Raw genomic sequence first — 18,264 nt, forward strand, 5'->3', positions numbered from 1 at the left:
ATACCGCAGTATTGCTTTTGTATCTCCGGCAGAATTATTTGGCCCCAGTTTCTCATTGGGGTATTTTGTATGTCTATCGAAGATCCGCGCATTTCTGCAGGCGATGCTGAACATGTAACGCATGACTTCATTTCGGATATTCATGAAGACGCAATGATGCAGACTTCCGCCGCAAAGGGCGTCGAGGTCGCGCAGGCCGTTTCCGGCCAGCAAACGCAGCAACAGACAGATCAGCCGGCTGAAACAACTGGCCGCCTTCCGGCAGCCCCCGAGGTCGCGTCCGCCGCGCCCGCGGGCGAGGTTGTCCCGGATCAGAACAATATCGCCCACCTGCCGGCCGGCACCTCGATCGACGACATTCACGTCGAAGGCAACAATCTGGTCCTCGTCCAGGCCGATGGCACCGAGATCGTCATCGTCAACGGCGCGCTGCACGTTCCGACCTTCCTGCTCGGCGAAGTCGAGCTGCCGCAGCAGGCGGTGATCGCGGCGCTTGAGCAGAGCAACATCAACGTGGCCGCCGGCCCCGACGGCTCCTATTCCGCCAGCTCCTCGCCTTCGAGCTCCGGCGCAGACTTCCAGGACGGCCTCCAGCCAGATGCCAACGACCCGACACAACTGGCTTCGCTGCTCGCCGATACGCAGCAGGCCGACGCGGCACCGGGCGGCAACCGCGAGAACATCGACGACGTCCCGATCATCACCCCGACCACCGTTCTGAGCCTGACCGAAACGGGCCTCGTCGAAGGCGGCTTCCAGTCGCAGACCGTCAACGGCCAGTTCGGTTTCATCGGCGGCGCGGATAACGGCGTCATCACCAGCATTGGTTACACCGGTTCTCTCAACCAGGATGAAGAAGGTGGCCTTCCCGGCGCTCCGATCGACCTGACATCGGGCGGCGTACCTGTCGTCGTCACCGCAAACGGCCTGACACTCACGGGCACGGCCAACGGCCAGGTGGTCTTCACGCTGACCGTCACCAACGTCAACACCGGCGAGTTCACCTTCACCCAGTCGGGCCCGCTCGATCATCCCGACGGCGGCCAGGCGGGTGCTGCAGACATTCTGCGCCTGCAGTTCAGCTACACCGTGACCGACAACGACCTCGACAGCACCACCGGCTTCGCTTCGATCGACATCGGCGACAGCGCGCCGACGATCGATCTTGCTGGTGCCAATGACAACAGCAGCGTAAACGAGGCTGGTCTTCAGGGCGGCGAGAGCCCTGCAGTCAGCGGCAGCATTTCGCTGGGCGTCCAGTGGGGTGCCGATAGCGGCAGTCAGCGTGATCTGACATTCAGCCAGCAGAGCGCGCCAGAAGGCCTGACGTCGCATGGCGAGATCATCCAATACCAGATTTCAGCAGACGGACACACGCTGACCGGCTACACCGGTCCGGCCAATGGCGAAGGCCACGTCGATGTTTTCATCGTTACGCTCGATCCAGCCTCCGCACACGGAAGCTACACCTTCCAGCTGCTGACCAGCATTGATCATCCACAAGCTCAGCCTTCAGTAGGCGACGAGGGCGGCATTGTCCTGCTGGCCGTCGATAACGCCCAAGACACACAGATCGATCTGTCCTTCGCCATTACGGCCAAGGATGCCGACGGCGATACCGTGCCGGCAGCGTTCACTGTCACCATCAACGACGACGTCCCCGTCGCCAATGATGCTGACAACAAGACAGGCATGGAAGACGACATACAGTCGGTTTTCCCCGGCAATATCGACGGTGAGACCGGTGTAAAGACCGTTAGCGGCGACGCCGGCGCGCTGTTTACGACCGGCGCTGACGGCTTCAGGAGCATCGAGCTCGGTGGCGAGCAGATGACGCTCACGGCCATCTACAAGGGCGAAAATGGCTTCGCGCTTCAGGAGAATGCCAGCTGGGGTGACGCCTCCGTCAAGGGCGGCGACACAACATTCACGGCGATCGGTGCGCAAAGCGGCCAGACGGTTGCAACGCTGGTCGTTCATGCCGACGGTTCTTACGAGTTCACCGTCAGCGCGCCACTGGTCCACACCGGCAGCGGTGAGGACGATCTTTCCCTCACGGTGAATTTTATCGTCACGGACGGAGATAACGACACATCCTCTGGCACACTGACTGTGATCGTCAACGACGACGCGCCGATGGCCAGCGTCGTCAGCGCCGAAACCAAGCTGGATGACGATGCGCAGCTGCTTTTCAGCGGTAACGCTGATGGTGACGGCGATGTCGCCGATGCCAAGTCGGTGACGGGGTCTGCAGGCTCGTTGTTCACGGCAGGTGCCGATGGTGTCCAGTCTGTCTCATTCACGGAACCAAAGGGTCTCCAGGCCATTTACGACGTGAACGGCCACGGCGTTCCCGAGAGCGTTGAATATGCCACGACGACGGGCAAGGACGGCGCCACCATCCTGACGGCAACCGGCGTCGATAGTCATGCGGTTGTGTTCATTCTGACGGTCAATGCCGACGGAAGTTACAGCTTCGACCTGTCCGCACCTCTTGTCCATGGCAAGGCTGGCGAAACCGATGACAACCTGCCGGTCACAATCGGCTTCCAGACAACGGACGGTGACGGTGATACGGCAACGGGCTCGCTGACGATCAACGTCAAAGATGACGTTCCAGTGACCACCGGGACGATCGTTGCTGTCAGTGCGGACGAAGGTGATATCCTGAACTTTCTATCGCAGGGCAATAGCCCCCGTGATGGAACGGCGGACGGCTCTTCGTCAGACCTTTCGGCCATTGGCCTTGGTTATGCTGCAACGGTCTCAGGCTCTGTTGCATCGACAGTCGCATTCGGCGCCGACGGTTCGGCCGCTGCCGGAGCCTTCACCTTCACAAGCAATGCGGTCGCAACGCTTTCGGCCTTGCACCTCTCTTCCAAGGGCGGCGAGCTTTCCTACGCTGTGGTTGGCAATACCATCATCGGCTATGTCGATAATGGCAACCATGTCTACAACCCGCTCGTGGATCGCCCGGTCCTGTCGCTGACGCTGAACAGCGACGGCAGTTTCAAGTACCAGCAGTACGACCAACTCGATCATGCCGCAGGCACAGGCAATGATCTGAAGTCCGGCTCTGAAACCGTCTCAGGCATCGATTTCGGCTCGATCATCAAGGCAACCGACGGCGATGGCGACAGCGTCGTTCTGGACGGCAAGCTTACGGTGACGGTTGCGGACGATGTGCCGACGGTTTCGATTTCGCTGACAGGGCGCACCGTCATCCATGACGAAACCACTGGCAACGACAAAGGAACCAACGACAGCACATCATCTGCCGCCAAGTCACCATTCGCAGGCATTGAAAGCACTGAAGGATTGCATGCGCTGGGCTATGCGCGCAATGGCAACGCCATCGTCACCTATGGATCGAGCGTCGGTGCCGACGAGCCAAGCAAGGTTTCGCTGACGCTTCACGTCACCACTGAAGTATCCGGTCTAAGCACGACAGCCGGCGAAAAAATCACGCTGCACGAAGAGAACGGTCTCGTTGTCGGTCGCGATTCAGATGGCAACGCAGTCTTTGCAATCAGCCTGGACAGCTCTGGCCACGTCAGCATTGCGCAGTATCAGGCAATCCAGCACCCGATCGGCACCGATGCCAACGAATTGGTCGACCTGACCGGGAAGATCTCCGCGGTTATCAGCGCCACGGATTTCGATGGCGACACGACGACAAAGTCGATCGACATCGGCAGCCAGATCCAGTTCCGTGACGACGCTCCGACCTTGACCGCGCAGCCGGAAACCGCAACCGTCAGCGAAGCTGAACTGCGTACCGACCACAATCCGACGGGTATGGTTCAGACTGATTTCAGGTCGCTGAACGTCAACTGGGGCGCGGACAAGGCCGGTGCACATGTCGACTTCGCAACCGATTCGCAGGGCCAGCCGCTTCACCCGGATGGTCTGACCTCGGACGGTGTGTCGCTGAGCTACGCCCTGCGCACCACGCAATCGGGCGAAAACCAGCTCGTCGCCTTCAAATCGACCGAGACGATCAATAATCCTGTTTTCATCGTTGCGCTGACGTCGCCGACCAACCCGTCCTACGGCATCACGCTGTTCCAGAACATCGACCATGCCGCAAACAGCGACACCACGACGCTGAAATTCACCGTTGTCGCGACCGATGGCGATGGCGATCACATCGATATCAACGTCAACGTTGCGATCCTCGATGACAAGCCCATCATCGGCACCGTCGAGCATGAATCGGTCTCCGAAACTGCCCTGCCTTTGACGTTCGGCGACGAGATTTTGGCAGACACGGCAAACTCGGCCGTGCAGAAGGGCGATCTGGCGATCTCCTGGGGTGCGGATGACCGCAACGGCTCCGGCAACATCGATCGTTCCGTCTCCTTCGGCTCGTTTGCCGCGCCCGCCAACCTGACCTCCGACGGTCAGACGATCACCTACAGCTTCAACAGCGACAAGACGGTTCTGACGGCATCTGCCGGCCCGGGCCACACGGTCATCTTCACCGTCAGCCTCAGCGATAGCGGCAGCGGCGAATATACCTTCCGCCTCTATGGCAACATTGACCACGCGACAGACAGCAAGACGCTCGACTTCGGCTTCGTCGCCAGGGATGCCGATGGCGATGCTGTCACCGGCACCATCTCCGTCGATATTCTCGACGGCGGCCCGCAGATCGGCAATGTCGAGAATGAAACGGTCAACGAAAGCGCGCTGCCGACGGATCTCATCGACGTCATCCTGGCGGACACGCCTTATTCGACCGTTCAGGTTGGAAATCTCGCCGTAGACTGGGGTGCTGACAACAACAATTCCGGCGTCAGCAACAACCGCAGCCTGGCCTTTTCGGGGATCGTCAACGGTGCGCCTTCGGGTCTGACCCATGACGGCGTCGCGATCGTCTACACGCTCTCGCAGAACAACACCGTCCTGACAGCCAAGGCTGGCGGCACGGAAATCTTCACCGTGTCGCTGTCTGATGACGGCACCGGTTCCTACACCTTCGTGCTCAAGGACAGCATCGACCACACCAGCGGAAACGGCACAAGCGCAACGCTAGACTTCGGCTTTACGGCGACCGACAGCGATGGCGACACCGCAAAGTCGAGTTTCAGTGTCTCGATCATCGATGATACCCCTGAGGCACACACGCCATCGATCCAGACTGTCGAAGAAGCCTCCGGCAGCCCGGCAATCAGCAATGTCTCCCTCAACATCGACTGGAAGAGCGATGACGGCGCGGCGCGCAACGTTGTCTTCACCAGCAACAGTGCCGCAGCCAATGTGATCAGCGCCTCGTCGCTGACCTCGAGCGGTCAGCCGCTGTCCTACGTGCTGATCAACGCCATTCTGGTCGCCTACATCGGCAGCCAGATCCCGGCAGATGCGCATGCCGACAATGTCGTCTTCTCGGTCGCCCTGTCGAAGGACGGCAGCGGCGCCTACAGCTTCACGCTGAACCAGCCGCTCGACCAGACCTCTTCGATCCGCGGCAATGATCACTTCACCGACATCACCTTCCGCTATTCTGCAATCGATAGTGATGGCGACGCCGACACGGCGTCCTTCACCGTCCGCGTCGATGCGGCAGGCGAGATCAGCAACCAGAACCATGACATCAGCTACGCAGACCTGACCTCGGGCGTCTTCGTCAATCTCGACAATGCGGCGGCAACCTATGCCGGCCAGACGGTCGGTGCCGACAAGGCGACCGACACCAGTGCCGTGACCGACAAGGTCGTCGGCATCGACAATGTCAGCGGTATCGTCAACGTCACCGGCAGCACGGGCAACGACGCCATCGTCGGCGGCTCGGAAGACAACGTCCTGAAGGGCGGTGCCGGCGATGACCGCCTCATCGGCGGTGGCGGCAATGACGTCCTCGACGGTGGCACCAACACGACAGTCGGCTTCACGGTTCCCGGCAGCCCGACATCGGATGGCGCAGCAGCAATTCTGGCCTCCGTGCATGGCGGTGACACAGCCGACTATTCCGGCTCCAGCGCCAACATCATCGCCAACCTCGGCGACGCGGCCAACTGGCCGGTAACGATCGGCGCGCATCAGGCGACCGGTGAAGGCAGCGACACCCTGAATGGCATCGAAAGTGTCGCCGGCGGTTCCGGCGACGATGTCATCTTCGGCGATGGCAGTGCCAATATCCTGGTCGGCGGCGCAGGCTCCGACAACATCTTCGGCGGCGCCGGCGACGACCTCCTCTATGGCGGCGACGACACCGTCGGCGACGGCCTGTTTGCAGGCGCCGGCGATGACGTGCTCATCCTCGGCAATGGCGGCGGCACGGCCAAGGGCGAGGGCGGCAACGACCTCATCTATGGCGGCACCGGCAACGATTACCTCTACGGTGAAAGCGACGGCCCCCAGTACCCGAACCAGGCCGGCAACGACACCATCTTCGCCGGCGCCGGCAATGACTACATCGAAGGCGATGGCGGCAACGACAAGCTCTACGGTGAAGACGGCAACGATACGATTGTCGGCGGAACCGGCAGCGACACGCTCTTCGGCGGTGCCGGCAACGACACCTTCATCCTCGGCACCGATGTGATCGGTTCGGGAACCCGCGTTCTCGACCTCGGCAACGGCACCTTGCAGACCGTCAGCATCGACGGCTTGGCCGGCACCGCCGACGTGGTCAGCGGTGGCACGGGCTACGACAAGATCGTGCTCGATGCAGGGTCCGCCAGCGGCTATGTCCACGACACCTACAGCGCCACCGGCTACATCTCCGGCGTCGAAGAAATCACCGGCACATCAGGCAACGACGTCATCATGGTGGCGTCCAGCTACCATAGCGATGCGGCAGGCGGCGGCATCACCATCGACGGCGGCGCCGGCAACGACGCCATCGGCGGCGGCGCAGGCAATGACACGCTGCTCGGCGGCGACGGTGACGACCTGATCTCCGGCTTGTCCGGCGATGACACGCTGGAAGGCGGCGCCGGCAACGACACGCTTTACGGCGGGACGGGCAATGATATTCTGCGCGGCGGTGCCGACAATGACGTGATGTATGGCGGCGACGGCGTGGACCGCCTCGATGGCGGTGCCGGCAACGACATCCTCATCGGCGGCAAGGGTGACGACGCGTTGATCGGCGGCGCCGGAAACGATCTGTTCAAGTACAGTGTCGGCGACGGCAACGACCGCATCAACGGCGGCAGCGAAACAGGCACCGAAGCTCCCAATTACGATATCCTCGAGATCACCGGCGACGCAGAGCAGCGTTCGTTCACCATCGGCCAGCTTGCGCAGGCCAGCGCCGGCAACATCGCGCCATACCCGGCCGAGACCGATCTCAACGACGTCACCGTCAGCTATACCGGCACCGATACGGCAACGATCCGCGCCGATGAAATCGAACGCATCGTCATCAACACAGGCTCTGCCGGTGATACGGTCACCGTCGGCGATCTGACAGGAACGGCAATCGCGCCGGCAACGATCGTCATCAACAGCGGTTCCGGCAGCGACACCATCGACCTGACGGCACTGGCCGGCACCAAGGTCGAAATCAACGACGCGGACCCTTCCGGCAGCGGCGACATCGACACCGTCAAGCTCGCCGGTCACTGGACCGACTACACGGTCACACAGGCCTCCGACGGGACCTTCGCGATCGCGCGCGGCGACACCGTCATCGCAACGGCGAAGAATATCGAGCAGTTCCAGTTCGCAGCGGACGTCTCGCAGGCCCATGACGGCATCGTATCCGCAGCAGACCTGCTGAACGATGCACCGAAGGCAGTCGCCGACACTGCTTCGGTTACCGAAGCCGGCGGCGTGAACAACGGCACGGACGGCGTCGCCCAAGCACAGGGCAATGTGCTGGCCAACGACACCGACGTCGATGCCTACGATACCAAGGTTGTCACCCAGGTCGGCTCCACGACAGTAGCATCCACGGGCGAAACCGTCGTCAACGGAACCTACGGCGCGCTGACTATCCACGCCGACGGCAGCTACACCTACACGCTCGACGATACGCGGACCGTCACGCAGTCGCTTGCCGCAGGCGAGCAGAAGTCCGAGGTCTTCAACTACACCATGGCGGATGCCCACGGCGAAACCGCCACGGCATCGCTGTCTATCACCGTGAACGGCACCAACGACACCGCGGTGATCGGCGGCACGGCGACGGGGACCATCACGGAAGATGTCTCGGTTGTCAGCACCGCCCCGTACTATAGCGAAAACTTTGAAGGACGCCCGCAGGGCGACGCTCCGGAATGGGGCAGCAACGCCTTGATCCAGAAAAGCGGAAGCCTGACGCAGCACCTGTCGGAAAACAACATCGCGCTGTATGACGGTCGCCAGTCGGTTGCCCACACCATCGATATCCCGGCCGGCGTCGCTGCCGCCAATATCGCGTTTGATTTCCTGAAGATCGACAGCTGGGATGGGGGCGAGCATCTGCAGGTCTATCTGAACGGCAAGGAAGTCATCGTCTTCACGCCGGAAAATACCGGCAACGACGGCAAGGACGGAGCGACCGGCACCTTCTCGGTCAACGGCATCAGCGGCACCTACGTCATCACCTCCAGCGGTGTGGACACGGCGCTGAACGGTGGCATGACTGCCAACGACCGGATCTACCATGTCAGCCTCGTGGCCGAGGGTCTCGGCAGCAAGGTCACGCTCGGTTTCGGAAACAATCTGGATCAGGGCTACACCGACGAAGACTTCGGCATCGACAACATCGTGATCCGCGACGCCAATGTCGGCAAGCTGATTGCCCAGGGCGATCTGACGGTGACCGATGCCGACCACGACCAGGCAAGCTTCGTCGCCCAGTCCGGTGTCGCCGGTTCGAACGGCTACGGCGTCTTCACGCTGACGGAAGCCGGTCACTGGACCTACACCGCCAGCAACGCCGACCCGCGCATCCAGGCACTCGGAGCCGGCGTCAGCGTCACCGATACGCTCACCGTCCGGTCGATCGACGGCACCCCGCAGATCGTCGCTGTGACAATCAATGGGACCAACGATGCTGCAGTCCTTTCCAGCGCCGTTGCCGCACTGAAGGAAGGCAACTCCGCAGAGGCCATCAGCACCTCCGGTGCCCTGACGATCAGCGACATCGACAACCCCTCAGCCTTCCTCGCGCAGACGAATACTGTCGGCAACTACGGCAAGTTCTCGATTGCTGCCAATGGTGCGTGGACCTACACCGCAAGCTCGGCGCATGATGAGTTCAAGGCCGGCGAGGTCTATCATGAAACCTTCACGGTCAGCGCAGTTGACGGTACCATCACGACGGTGAAGGTGGATATCACCGGTACCAACGATGCTGCGGTTCTCTCCAGCGCCGTTGCCGCTCTGAGCGAGGGCAATAAGGCAGGGGCGATCAGCGCCTCCGGCGCCCTGACGATCACTGACGTCGACAGCGCTGAGGCCTTCGTCGCGCAGACCAATAGTGCTGGCACCTACGGCAAGTTCTCGATTGCTACAAACGGCTCGTGGACTTACACCGCAAGCTCGGCCCACAACGAATTTGAAGCGGGCAAGCTTTACACCGAAACGTTCAGTGTCAGCTCGGCAGACGGCACCAAGACTTCTGTGACGGTCAACATCACCGGCACCAACGATGCAGCGGTCATCACCGGGACGAGCAGCGGAACCACAATCGAGGCTGGTTATGCAAATGCCGGCACCGCAACGGTCACCGGCGACCTGAATTCGACCGATGTCGATAACGCGGCGGACACATGGACCGTCGTCAGCAAGGCCGCCGCAAGCGCCCTCGGCTACGGCACCTACACGATCGATGCGGCAGGCAAGTGGAGCTATGTCCTCGACAACACCAACGCCAAGGTGAACGCGCTCAACACTGGCGACAAGTTGACCGACACGTTCACCGTGACCACGATCGACGGTACGCCGCAGGTCGTGACGGTGACCATCAACGGTGCCGATGACACCAAGCCCAACAGTGCGCCAATCGTCGTTGCCGATACAATTGTGACCAACGCGTCTTCGATCACGATCCCGGATTGGGTGCTGCTTCAGAACGACAGCGATCTTGATGGCGACACGCTGAGCATTACCGGCGTCAAGAATGCCGGTTTTGATAGCGTCAGCCATTCCTCCGGCAGTCAGACCGTTACGTTCAACGATGGTTTCTTCACCTTTCGAGGCGGCTCGTTCGATTACACGGCCTCGGATGGCAAGGCAGCAACCAGCGGTCACGTCGATGTTGATTACACCGGATCCAGCTCAGTAACTGGTGGCGCCGGCAACGACATCCTTATCGGCCGCGGCAGTGATGGCGACAGCCTCAATGGCAGGGGCGGCAACGACATCCTGATCGGCGGCAACGGCGATGAAACGCTGAATGGCGGCGACGGCGACGATATTCTCGTTGGCGGCGGCGGTGGCGATACGCTGACCGGCGGCACGGGCAATAATACGTTCATGATTGCTACCGGCGATTCCGCTCCGGTCGTTACCTTGTCGAATGACTTCATTGGCCGGACGAGCTATTCGGTCTCCGGTTATGACCAGATCACCGATTTCAATGCCAAGGATGACAAGATCGAACTGCCAAACAGTGCGGCTCTTGTGGTTTTGTCGAACACGTCGAACGGTAATTTTGCCAACGTCACGCTTTCGCAGAGCAGCGTAAGCTCGACCATTACCGCTCACACGATTAGCAATGGCATCGTGTCCTTCTACAATGGTCAGACACGGACGGCGATCGACTCGAGCTTGGATCTCGCCACCGCCGTCAAGTACCTGCAGGGCGGTGGACTGGCCAACAATACCGTGGTGGCTTTCACCGCTGCTCTCGCGGATGGTGTCCACACCTTTCTGTTCGAGCATCAGACCGGTCTGGACTACACGTTGGTTGACCTGAAGGGCTACACCCTTCCGGCTGGCGGCCTGTCGTCCATCGTCGGCGCAACCTCCGCCATCGACCCCATCATCCTCGACCTCGACCACAACGGCATTGCGCTCACCACCCTCGACAACGGTGTCTCCTTCGACATCAATGCCGATGGTCACCAGGACAAGATTGCCTGGACGGCTGGTACGGACGGCATTCTGGCCTATGATGTCGATGGCAATGGCAAGATCGACAATGGCAGCGAGATCTTCTCGCCGCACTTTGCCGGCGGCAGCTATGTCGATGGCCTGGCGGCGCTGGCGACGCTCGACAGCAACCATGACGGCAAGATCGATGCCACCGACGAGGCGTTTTCGAAGCTTACCATCTGGCAGGACCTCAATCACAACGGCATCAGCGATGCCGGCGAGCTGTCGAGCCTGGCCGATCACCAGATCGCCAGCCTCTCGCTCGATGCCAGTGCCTCGAACACTGACATCAACGGTCAGTCGGTGCTCGCGGACGGCAGCTACACGCTGACGGACGGCTCGGCCGGCCACTTCGTCGAAGTCGCCTTCGACACCGCGCTCGGTGGCAGCGACGACCACGCCTACGCGCTGATCGGCAGCGATGGTGACGACATCCTCTCCGGCGCCGGCGGCATGTACACGCTGACGGGCGGGGTAGGGGCCGACACCTTCGTGCTCGACACCAACGCGCTGGCCGACGTCAAGCTTGCCGACGTGATCACAGATTACAAGGCCGGCGAAGGCGACACGCTCGATGTGTCGAAGCTTCTCGACAGCCTGCTCGGCCACGAGGCAACCGAAGCCGAGGCGCTCTCAAGCGTCAAGACGACGGTCACCGGCGCCGACACGACGGTCAGCGTCAACGCCAATGGCGGCTGGCACGACGTGGCGGTTCTCCAGAACACCACGGAAGCGGTCAAGATCCTGTTCGACGACAAGCACGACGCCGTCACCGCGCCGCATGTCGGCTAACGGCTAACGGCTGACGGATAACAGGCCGGCAGAACCACTCTGCCATCGAGATTGGAAAAGGCGCGCGAGCGCCTTTTTCGCGTTGTGGGGAGAAAACGAGGCGGCATAAACGCCGGCTATGCGGAAAATTGTCTTTGCCGAAGGGTGAAAAGCCGGCGCCGCGCACGAAAAGAGGCGCCCTGCGCGCCTCATTGGATATCCCATGGGAACAATCGAACCGCCGCCCCGCCGCGCCTCAGGCAGCCGGCAGTCTCGAGATCGGCACGGCCTCGTCCGCGTCGATGCCGCCGCGGTCCATGGCCATTTCGTCGGCCAGTTGGCGGATGTGGTTGAAGTCCGTCGGACCGTCGAACACGGCGCCGCCGAGGCGGATGTTGAGCGACAGCGGTGCGTCGCCGGCGGTGAATGCGGCCTGCTCGCAGCGGCGGCGGATGCGCATGCCGACATCCTGGGCATTCTCGATGGTGGCGCCCGGCAGGAACACGCCGAGTTCGTTGGTCGCCAGCCGCGCGACGAGATCGCCGGAGCGCACCGACGACTGGGTGATGGTGGCGAGCGACTGCATGACGGTGTCTGCCCATTGCGGTCCGTAGCGCCGGCTGATGGCATCGAGCGTGTCGATGACGATGGCGATCATCACGCCGCCGGCGTCCGTAGCGATTCGTTTTCGCCTGTCTATGTAGTGTTCTACCGCGGCTGCGAAGGCAGCGCCGTTCAAAGTCTTGGTAACGCTGTCGTGCCTTTGAGCATAATTGACCGCTTCTTGTAGTTTCCGCAGTTCATTATTCTTCACTTGAAGCATCATCAGCAGCGGAAATGCAACAAAAACCGAAATTGCAGTGGCTCCGGTGAACCCTACCAAAAATGGTCGATCCGGCATCAGAAGGTTTAATATAAGTAAAAACCCGACTGAACATGCAGCAAAGCAAATCGAAGCGATTGCTGCAATGCGAAGAGCCGAAAGGTCTGTTGCGGAACGGTAACTCTGGCGGAATTTCATAGCGGGCACGTCCTTGTGGAAGTAACGCCAGAGAAACATACGCGGAAAAAGTTGACGTTAAAAAACCCTGTAAAATTCTAGCTTTAGCTCGTTATACAGGCGAATTAACTGTCTCCGCAGGAAAGCCGGTTGCTGCAATAGGAATGTGAAAAAATTGGTGTTACTTGTCTGCCGAATGAAAGCTTTCGGTATACGGGTTCGCCCGGTGAATTTAGATGTTGAGGGGCATCCATCTTGTTTAAAAGCAAAAGCATAATTGCAGTCTTGTCTGCCACTGTTGCTCTGAATTTCTCGTTTTTCGTCGATGCAAATGCGATGTCCTTGCAGCAGGCCATCGAAAAAACGATGAAGACAAATCCGCAGATACTTCAGGCTGCAAAAGATAGAGAAGCAATCGAGTTTGAACTTCGCCAGGCGCGCGGTTTGTACTTGCCGTCTGTCGATCTGGAAGCCGGTATCGGCCGCCGCAGGCTGTCGAATTCGACCACGGGCACGCTGAGCTCGGATCACGATTACCTGTCGCCCGGCGATGTCGGTGTCACGGTCACCCAGACGCTGTTTGATGGTGGCGCCCGCAAGTCGCAGGTCGATCAGCAGGCATCCCGCGTCGATGGCGCCTCCTTCCGCGTTCTGGAGCGCTCCGAAGCGCTGGCGCTCGAAGTGACCCAGGATTACCTGGAATATATGCTTCAGAATCAGATTGTTGCGGCTGCGAAGGAGAATGTCTCCTTCCACTCGACGATGGTCGGCGACATCAACGAAAGCATCAAGGGCGGCGCGCTGACTGACGCCGACCGTCTCCAGGGCAGCGAACGCCTGCAGGCCGCCAGGGCTCGCCTGCGCGAAGCGCTGGAAGAGCTGGAAGCCACCAAGATCCGCTTCATGAAGGCCGTCGGCGAGCCGATCGTCAATCCGGTGGTGCCACCATCGGTTGCCAAGTATATCCCGAAGACACTCGACGATGCACTGTTCGTCGCCAACAAGAACAGCCCGCGTATCTATTCCGCCAATGCGGATATCGATGCGGCCGATGCCGGCGTTCGTGGCGCGCGAGCCAACTATCTGCCGAAGGTCAATCTTGAAGGCACGGCCCGCGTCGGCGACGATATCGACGGCGATGTCGGCAATACCAATGACTACCAGGTGCGCGTCGTCGCCCGCTGGAACCTCTATCGCGGCGGCATCGATGTTGCCCGCGAGCAGGAGCAGATCCGTCGCTCCGGCGAGCAGCGCTATGCGCTGGCCCAGGTACAGCGCGAAGTCAAGGAATCGGTCAGTTCCGCCTGGAACGAACGCGCCAGCCGCGGCGAGCTGTCGGGCATCCTCGGCAAGCAGTCGTCGATCAACAACCAGCTGGTCGGGTCCTACCGCGAGCAGTTCAAGGTCGGCCAGCGTTCGCTGCTCGACGTGCTCGACGCGCAGAACACCCGCTTCAACACCAAGGTTCTCGCAGACACGGCGCGCGTTGCCTCGCTGTTTGCCGAGTACAAGATCCTCGCCGCATCCGGCAATCTGCTTCAGACCATGAAGCTGAAGCCGCTCGACGATACCAGTGCTTACGCTCGCCAGGAGTTCGCTGTTCCTGCGACCGCCCAGAACCCCGGATATGCCGAAGTCGACTCGCATCAGAAGGCTGGCATGCCTATGGATCTCCTGGCGCCGATCCGTCAGCAATAGTCGGGTGGCCATAGAACCATGCTGAACGTAGCACCTGAGACGAACAGCGGTACGCCGTTGCAGACCTTCAAAGCCGCGTTCAAATCCGTGGCGGCGTTCTATGGTCGACCAAGCTCCGATACGGTTCTCTTCTCCGGGCTTCCGGATGAAGTGACCGAATCGCTGGAGGCCGACGATGTCGAGCAGATGGCCGAGCGTATCGGCCTGCAGGTCATCAAGCATTCCGAACGCGACTGTCGCCTGGGCAATTTCGATTGCCCGGCGATCGTCGCCTTCGCCGATGGCGGCGTGCTTCCGCTGCTCGAAGTCGCCGAAGACGGCTCCTACATCACCGACATCATGCCGATCGCCGGCAGTTCGATGCGTCTTACGCGGGACGATTTCGTCGCGCTGAAGCCGCAGACGGCTTTCGCCTTCACGCTCTATTATCAGAATGCCTCGGAAGAGGCGCTGGTCGGCAATGCCGTGGAGATCGAGAAGCGCCACTGGCTGGCAACGACGCTGGCACCTTACTGGCGCACCTATGTCCGCGTCATGGTCGCCGCCCTGTTCATCAACCTGATCGCGCTCGGCTCGCCGCTCTTCACCATGAACGTCTATGACCGGGTGCTGCCGAACAAGGCGATCCCGACGCTCTGGGTGCTGGCTGCCGGCATCACGCTCGCCTACCTCTTCGATTTCCTGCTGAAGACCGCGCGCTCGTCGCTGATCGACTATGCCGGCCGCAAGGCCGACCTGCGGCTGTCGCAGATGCTGTTCGACAAGGTGCTGAACTCGACGCTGGCCTCGCGGCCGATGTCGACGGGCGAATACGCCAACCGTGTCACCCAGTATGAGTTCGTCCGCGAATTCTTCACCTCGAATACCATCGGCGTGCTGATCGACAGCCTGTTCGTCTTCATCTTCCTCGCCGTCATCTACCTGATTTCCGGCTGGCTGGTGGTCATCCCCGCCGTCGCTTTCGTGCTATCCGTCGTCATCGGCCTCTACGCCCAGGCGGCGATCGGCAAGCGCATGGCGACTGCCGCCAACGAGGCCTCGCGTCGCCAGTCGCTGCTGGTCGAAACCATCTCGACCATCGAGACGCTGAAGAGCCTGCGCGCCGAAGCCACCATGCTGCGTCGCTGGCAGGAACTGACCAAATATTCCAGCCGCACCAGCGAAGAGATCAAGCACGTCTCGACCAACGCCATCAACATGACGATGTTCGTGCAGCAGATGGTCAGCGTGCTGATCGTCATCGCCGGCACCTACGAATTCTCCGGGGGCCGCATCGCCATGGGCGCGATCGTTGCCACCGTGATGCTCGCCAGCCGCGCCGGTGCACCGCTCGGCCAGATCGCCATGACGCTGGCGCGCTTCCGCCAGGCCACCATGTCGCTGCGCATCCTCGACAAGATCATGGAACAGCCGGACGACCGACCCTCGACCGTCGGCTTCGTCAATCGCGAGATCGCCCGCGGCGCCTTCAGCTTCCAGGATGTGTCGTTCAACTATCCGGGCTCCGATTACCCCGTCATCAACAAGCTGTCCTTCACCGTCAAGCCCGGCGAGCGCATCGGCATCATCGGCCGCATCGGCTCCGGCAAGACCACGCTCGGACGCCTGCTCGATGGCCTGTTTGCCCCTTCAGGCGGCCGCGTGATGATCGATGGCGTCGATATCCGCCAGTATCACATGGCAGAGGTCCGCTCGGCCGTGGCCGTCGCCGGCCAGTCGTCCGACCTGTTCTCCGGAACCGTCAAGGAAAACCTGCTGATCGGCCGCGCTGACGCCACCGACGAGGAACTGCTGGAAGTGGCCCGCATGACCGGCGTCGACGAATTCGTCGGCAATCATCCGCGCGGCTTCGACATGCCGGTCGGCGAGCGCGGCACCAATCTGTCGAGCGGCCAGAAGCAGGCACTGACCATTGCCCGCCTGCTGCTCACCCGCCCGAAGATCGTCTTCCTCGACGAGCCGTCGGGCGCCATGGACCTCGCCACCGAACGCCACCTGATTTCGCGCCTGTCGAAGGCCTTCGATCGCAACACCACGCTGTTGATCGCCACGCACCGCTACAGCATGCTGGATCTGGTCGATCGCCTGATCGTCATCGACAAGGGCCGCATCATCGCCGATGGCCCGAAGCAGGCCGTCATCGAGGCCATGCAGCGCAAGCCGCAGGCACCGGTAGCAACACAGGCACCTGCACCTGCTCAAGCACAGGCCCCAGCGCCTGCAATGGCTGCACGGCAGGCTCCCGTCACTCCTGTGGCCATGTCGGTTGCGCCAGTGACCTCGGTTGCGCCAGTGACCTCGGTTGCGCCAGTGACCTCGGTTGCGCCCCTAACGTCGGTAGCCCCCGTTGCTCCGGTGCAGCGGCCGTCCATGCAGCCAATGCCGATCGCCTCGGTGCTGACAGGCGCGCCCGTCGCCCCATCGGCGCCAGCCGCCAACGTGATGCCTTTGAACCCCGCAGTGAAGGTGTCATGAGCAACCACCACGACAACCCTCCCTTCCTCGCACGCGGCATTCTCGGCCTCGTGGCGCTGGTTATTGCCAGCTTCGTCGCCTGGGCGGCGATTGCCAAGATCAACGAGATCGCCCGCGGCGAAGGCAAGGTCATACCGGTCTCCAAGACCCAGATCATCCAGTCGTCGGAACCGGGCGTCGTCCAGCAGATCGCCGTCGTCCTCGGCCAGGTCGTGCGCAAGGGCCAGCTGCTGGTCCAGCTCGACAACACCACCACCACCTCGACGCTCGGCGAGTCCGTTGCCAAGGCCCGCGCGCTCGGCGCCAAGGTTGCCCGCCTGAAGCTCGAGGAAGACGGCAAATACGACGTGCCGTATATCTGCCCGGACGATGTCCTGGCCGTCGCCAAGGACGTCTGCGCCAACGAAGCCCAGCTGTTTGCCGCCGACCGCGCCAGCTATAACAACAAGCTCGGCGTGCTGCAGGAGCGTGTCCGCCAGCGCGAAAACGAACTCAGCGAAGCCCATGCCAATATCGACCGGCTGGTGCAGAACATCGACGGCGCCCAGCGCCAGTACGACCTGATCCATCCGCTGGCCCAGAAGAAGCTGGTCGCCCAGACCGAAGTGCTGAAGGTCGAGCGTGATCTCACCGATCAGCAGGGCCAGCTCAAGGTCTACCAGGAAAGCATCGACCGCCTGCAGGCCGCCGTGCAGGAAGCCACGCTGCAGCTCGGCGATCTGGCGCTCGAACTGCGCCAGCAGGCGCTGACCGACAAGGCGCAGGCGCTGGCTGAATTGTCCGTCGTCGGCGAAACCGTTCGAGGTGCCTCCGACCGCGTCAAGCGCACCGACATCCGCTCGCCTGTCGACGGCATCGTCAACACGCTCGAGGTCAACACCATCGGCGCCTATGTCGATCCCGGCCGCGTCATTGCCGGCATCGTCCCGACCGCCGACGTGCTCTTGGTCGAAGCCAAGATCTCGCCGCGCGACGTCGCCTTCATCCGCCGCGGCCAGCCGGCGATCGTCAAGGTCACGGCTTACGACTTCTCGATCTTCGGCGGCCTCGAAGGCATCGTCGAAAACATCTCGGCAGATAGTCTGGTCGAGAAGGAAAAGGGCGAGACCTACTATCTCGTCCAGGTGAAGACCGACAAGTCCGAGCTCGAGCGTGACGGCAAGAGCTATCCGATCATCCCCGGCATGGTCGCCTCGGTCGAGATCATGACCGGCAGCAAGACCGTCCTCAGCTACCTGATGAAGCCGATCAACAAGGCGCGCACCGAAGCGCTGACGGAGCGCTGA

General features: G+C 61.4%; 5 protein-coding genes. 4 read left to right on the forward strand and 1 reads right to left on the reverse strand.

Annotated features, from left to right (window positions below):
* Positions 1 to 153 precede the first annotated feature (153 nt).
* Positions 154 to 11,826, forward strand: a complete 11,673-nt coding sequence (locus tag GVL52_RS07090) for a VCBS domain-containing protein (RefSeq protein WP_160005264.1) — start codon at positions 154 to 156, stop codon at positions 11,824 to 11,826.
* 235 nt (positions 11,827 to 12,061) lie between these two features.
* Here the strand turns inward: GVL52_RS07090 and GVL52_RS07095 are convergent, their stop codons facing one another.
* Complete coding sequence (locus tag GVL52_RS07095; protein ID WP_244619115.1) at positions 12,062 to 12,628, reverse strand: GGDEF domain-containing protein; 567 nt, start codon at positions 12,626 to 12,628, stop codon at positions 12,062 to 12,064.
* Positions 12,629 to 13,141: 513 nt separating this feature from the next.
* On the opposite strand from GVL52_RS07095, the gene GVL52_RS07100 reads away from it, so the two are divergent.
* From GVL52_RS07100 to GVL52_RS07110, 3 genes are read left to right on the forward strand one after another with little or no spacing between them, the layout of a single operon-like run.
* Positions 13,142 to 14,503, forward strand: a complete 1,362-nt coding sequence (locus tag GVL52_RS07100; protein WP_160005268.1) for a TolC family outer membrane protein — start codon at positions 13,142 to 13,144, stop codon at positions 14,501 to 14,503.
* 18 nt (positions 14,504 to 14,521) lie between these two features.
* Positions 14,522 to 16,978, forward strand: coding sequence for a type I secretion system permease/ATPase (locus GVL52_RS07105; protein WP_160005270.1), 2,457 nt, complete (start codon positions 14,522 to 14,524; stop codon positions 16,976 to 16,978).
* A complete protein-coding gene (locus GVL52_RS07110; protein WP_160005272.1) occupies positions 16,975 to 18,264 on the forward strand; it encodes an HlyD family type I secretion periplasmic adaptor subunit in 1,290 nt (429 codons plus the stop codon). Before GVL52_RS07105 ends, GVL52_RS07110 begins: the two co-directional genes overlap by 4 nt.

The sequence above is a fragment of the Rhizobium sp. 18055 genome (assembly GCF_902706285.1).
In the GTDB taxonomy this organism is placed as follows: domain Bacteria; phylum Pseudomonadota; class Alphaproteobacteria; order Rhizobiales; family Rhizobiaceae; genus Rhizobium.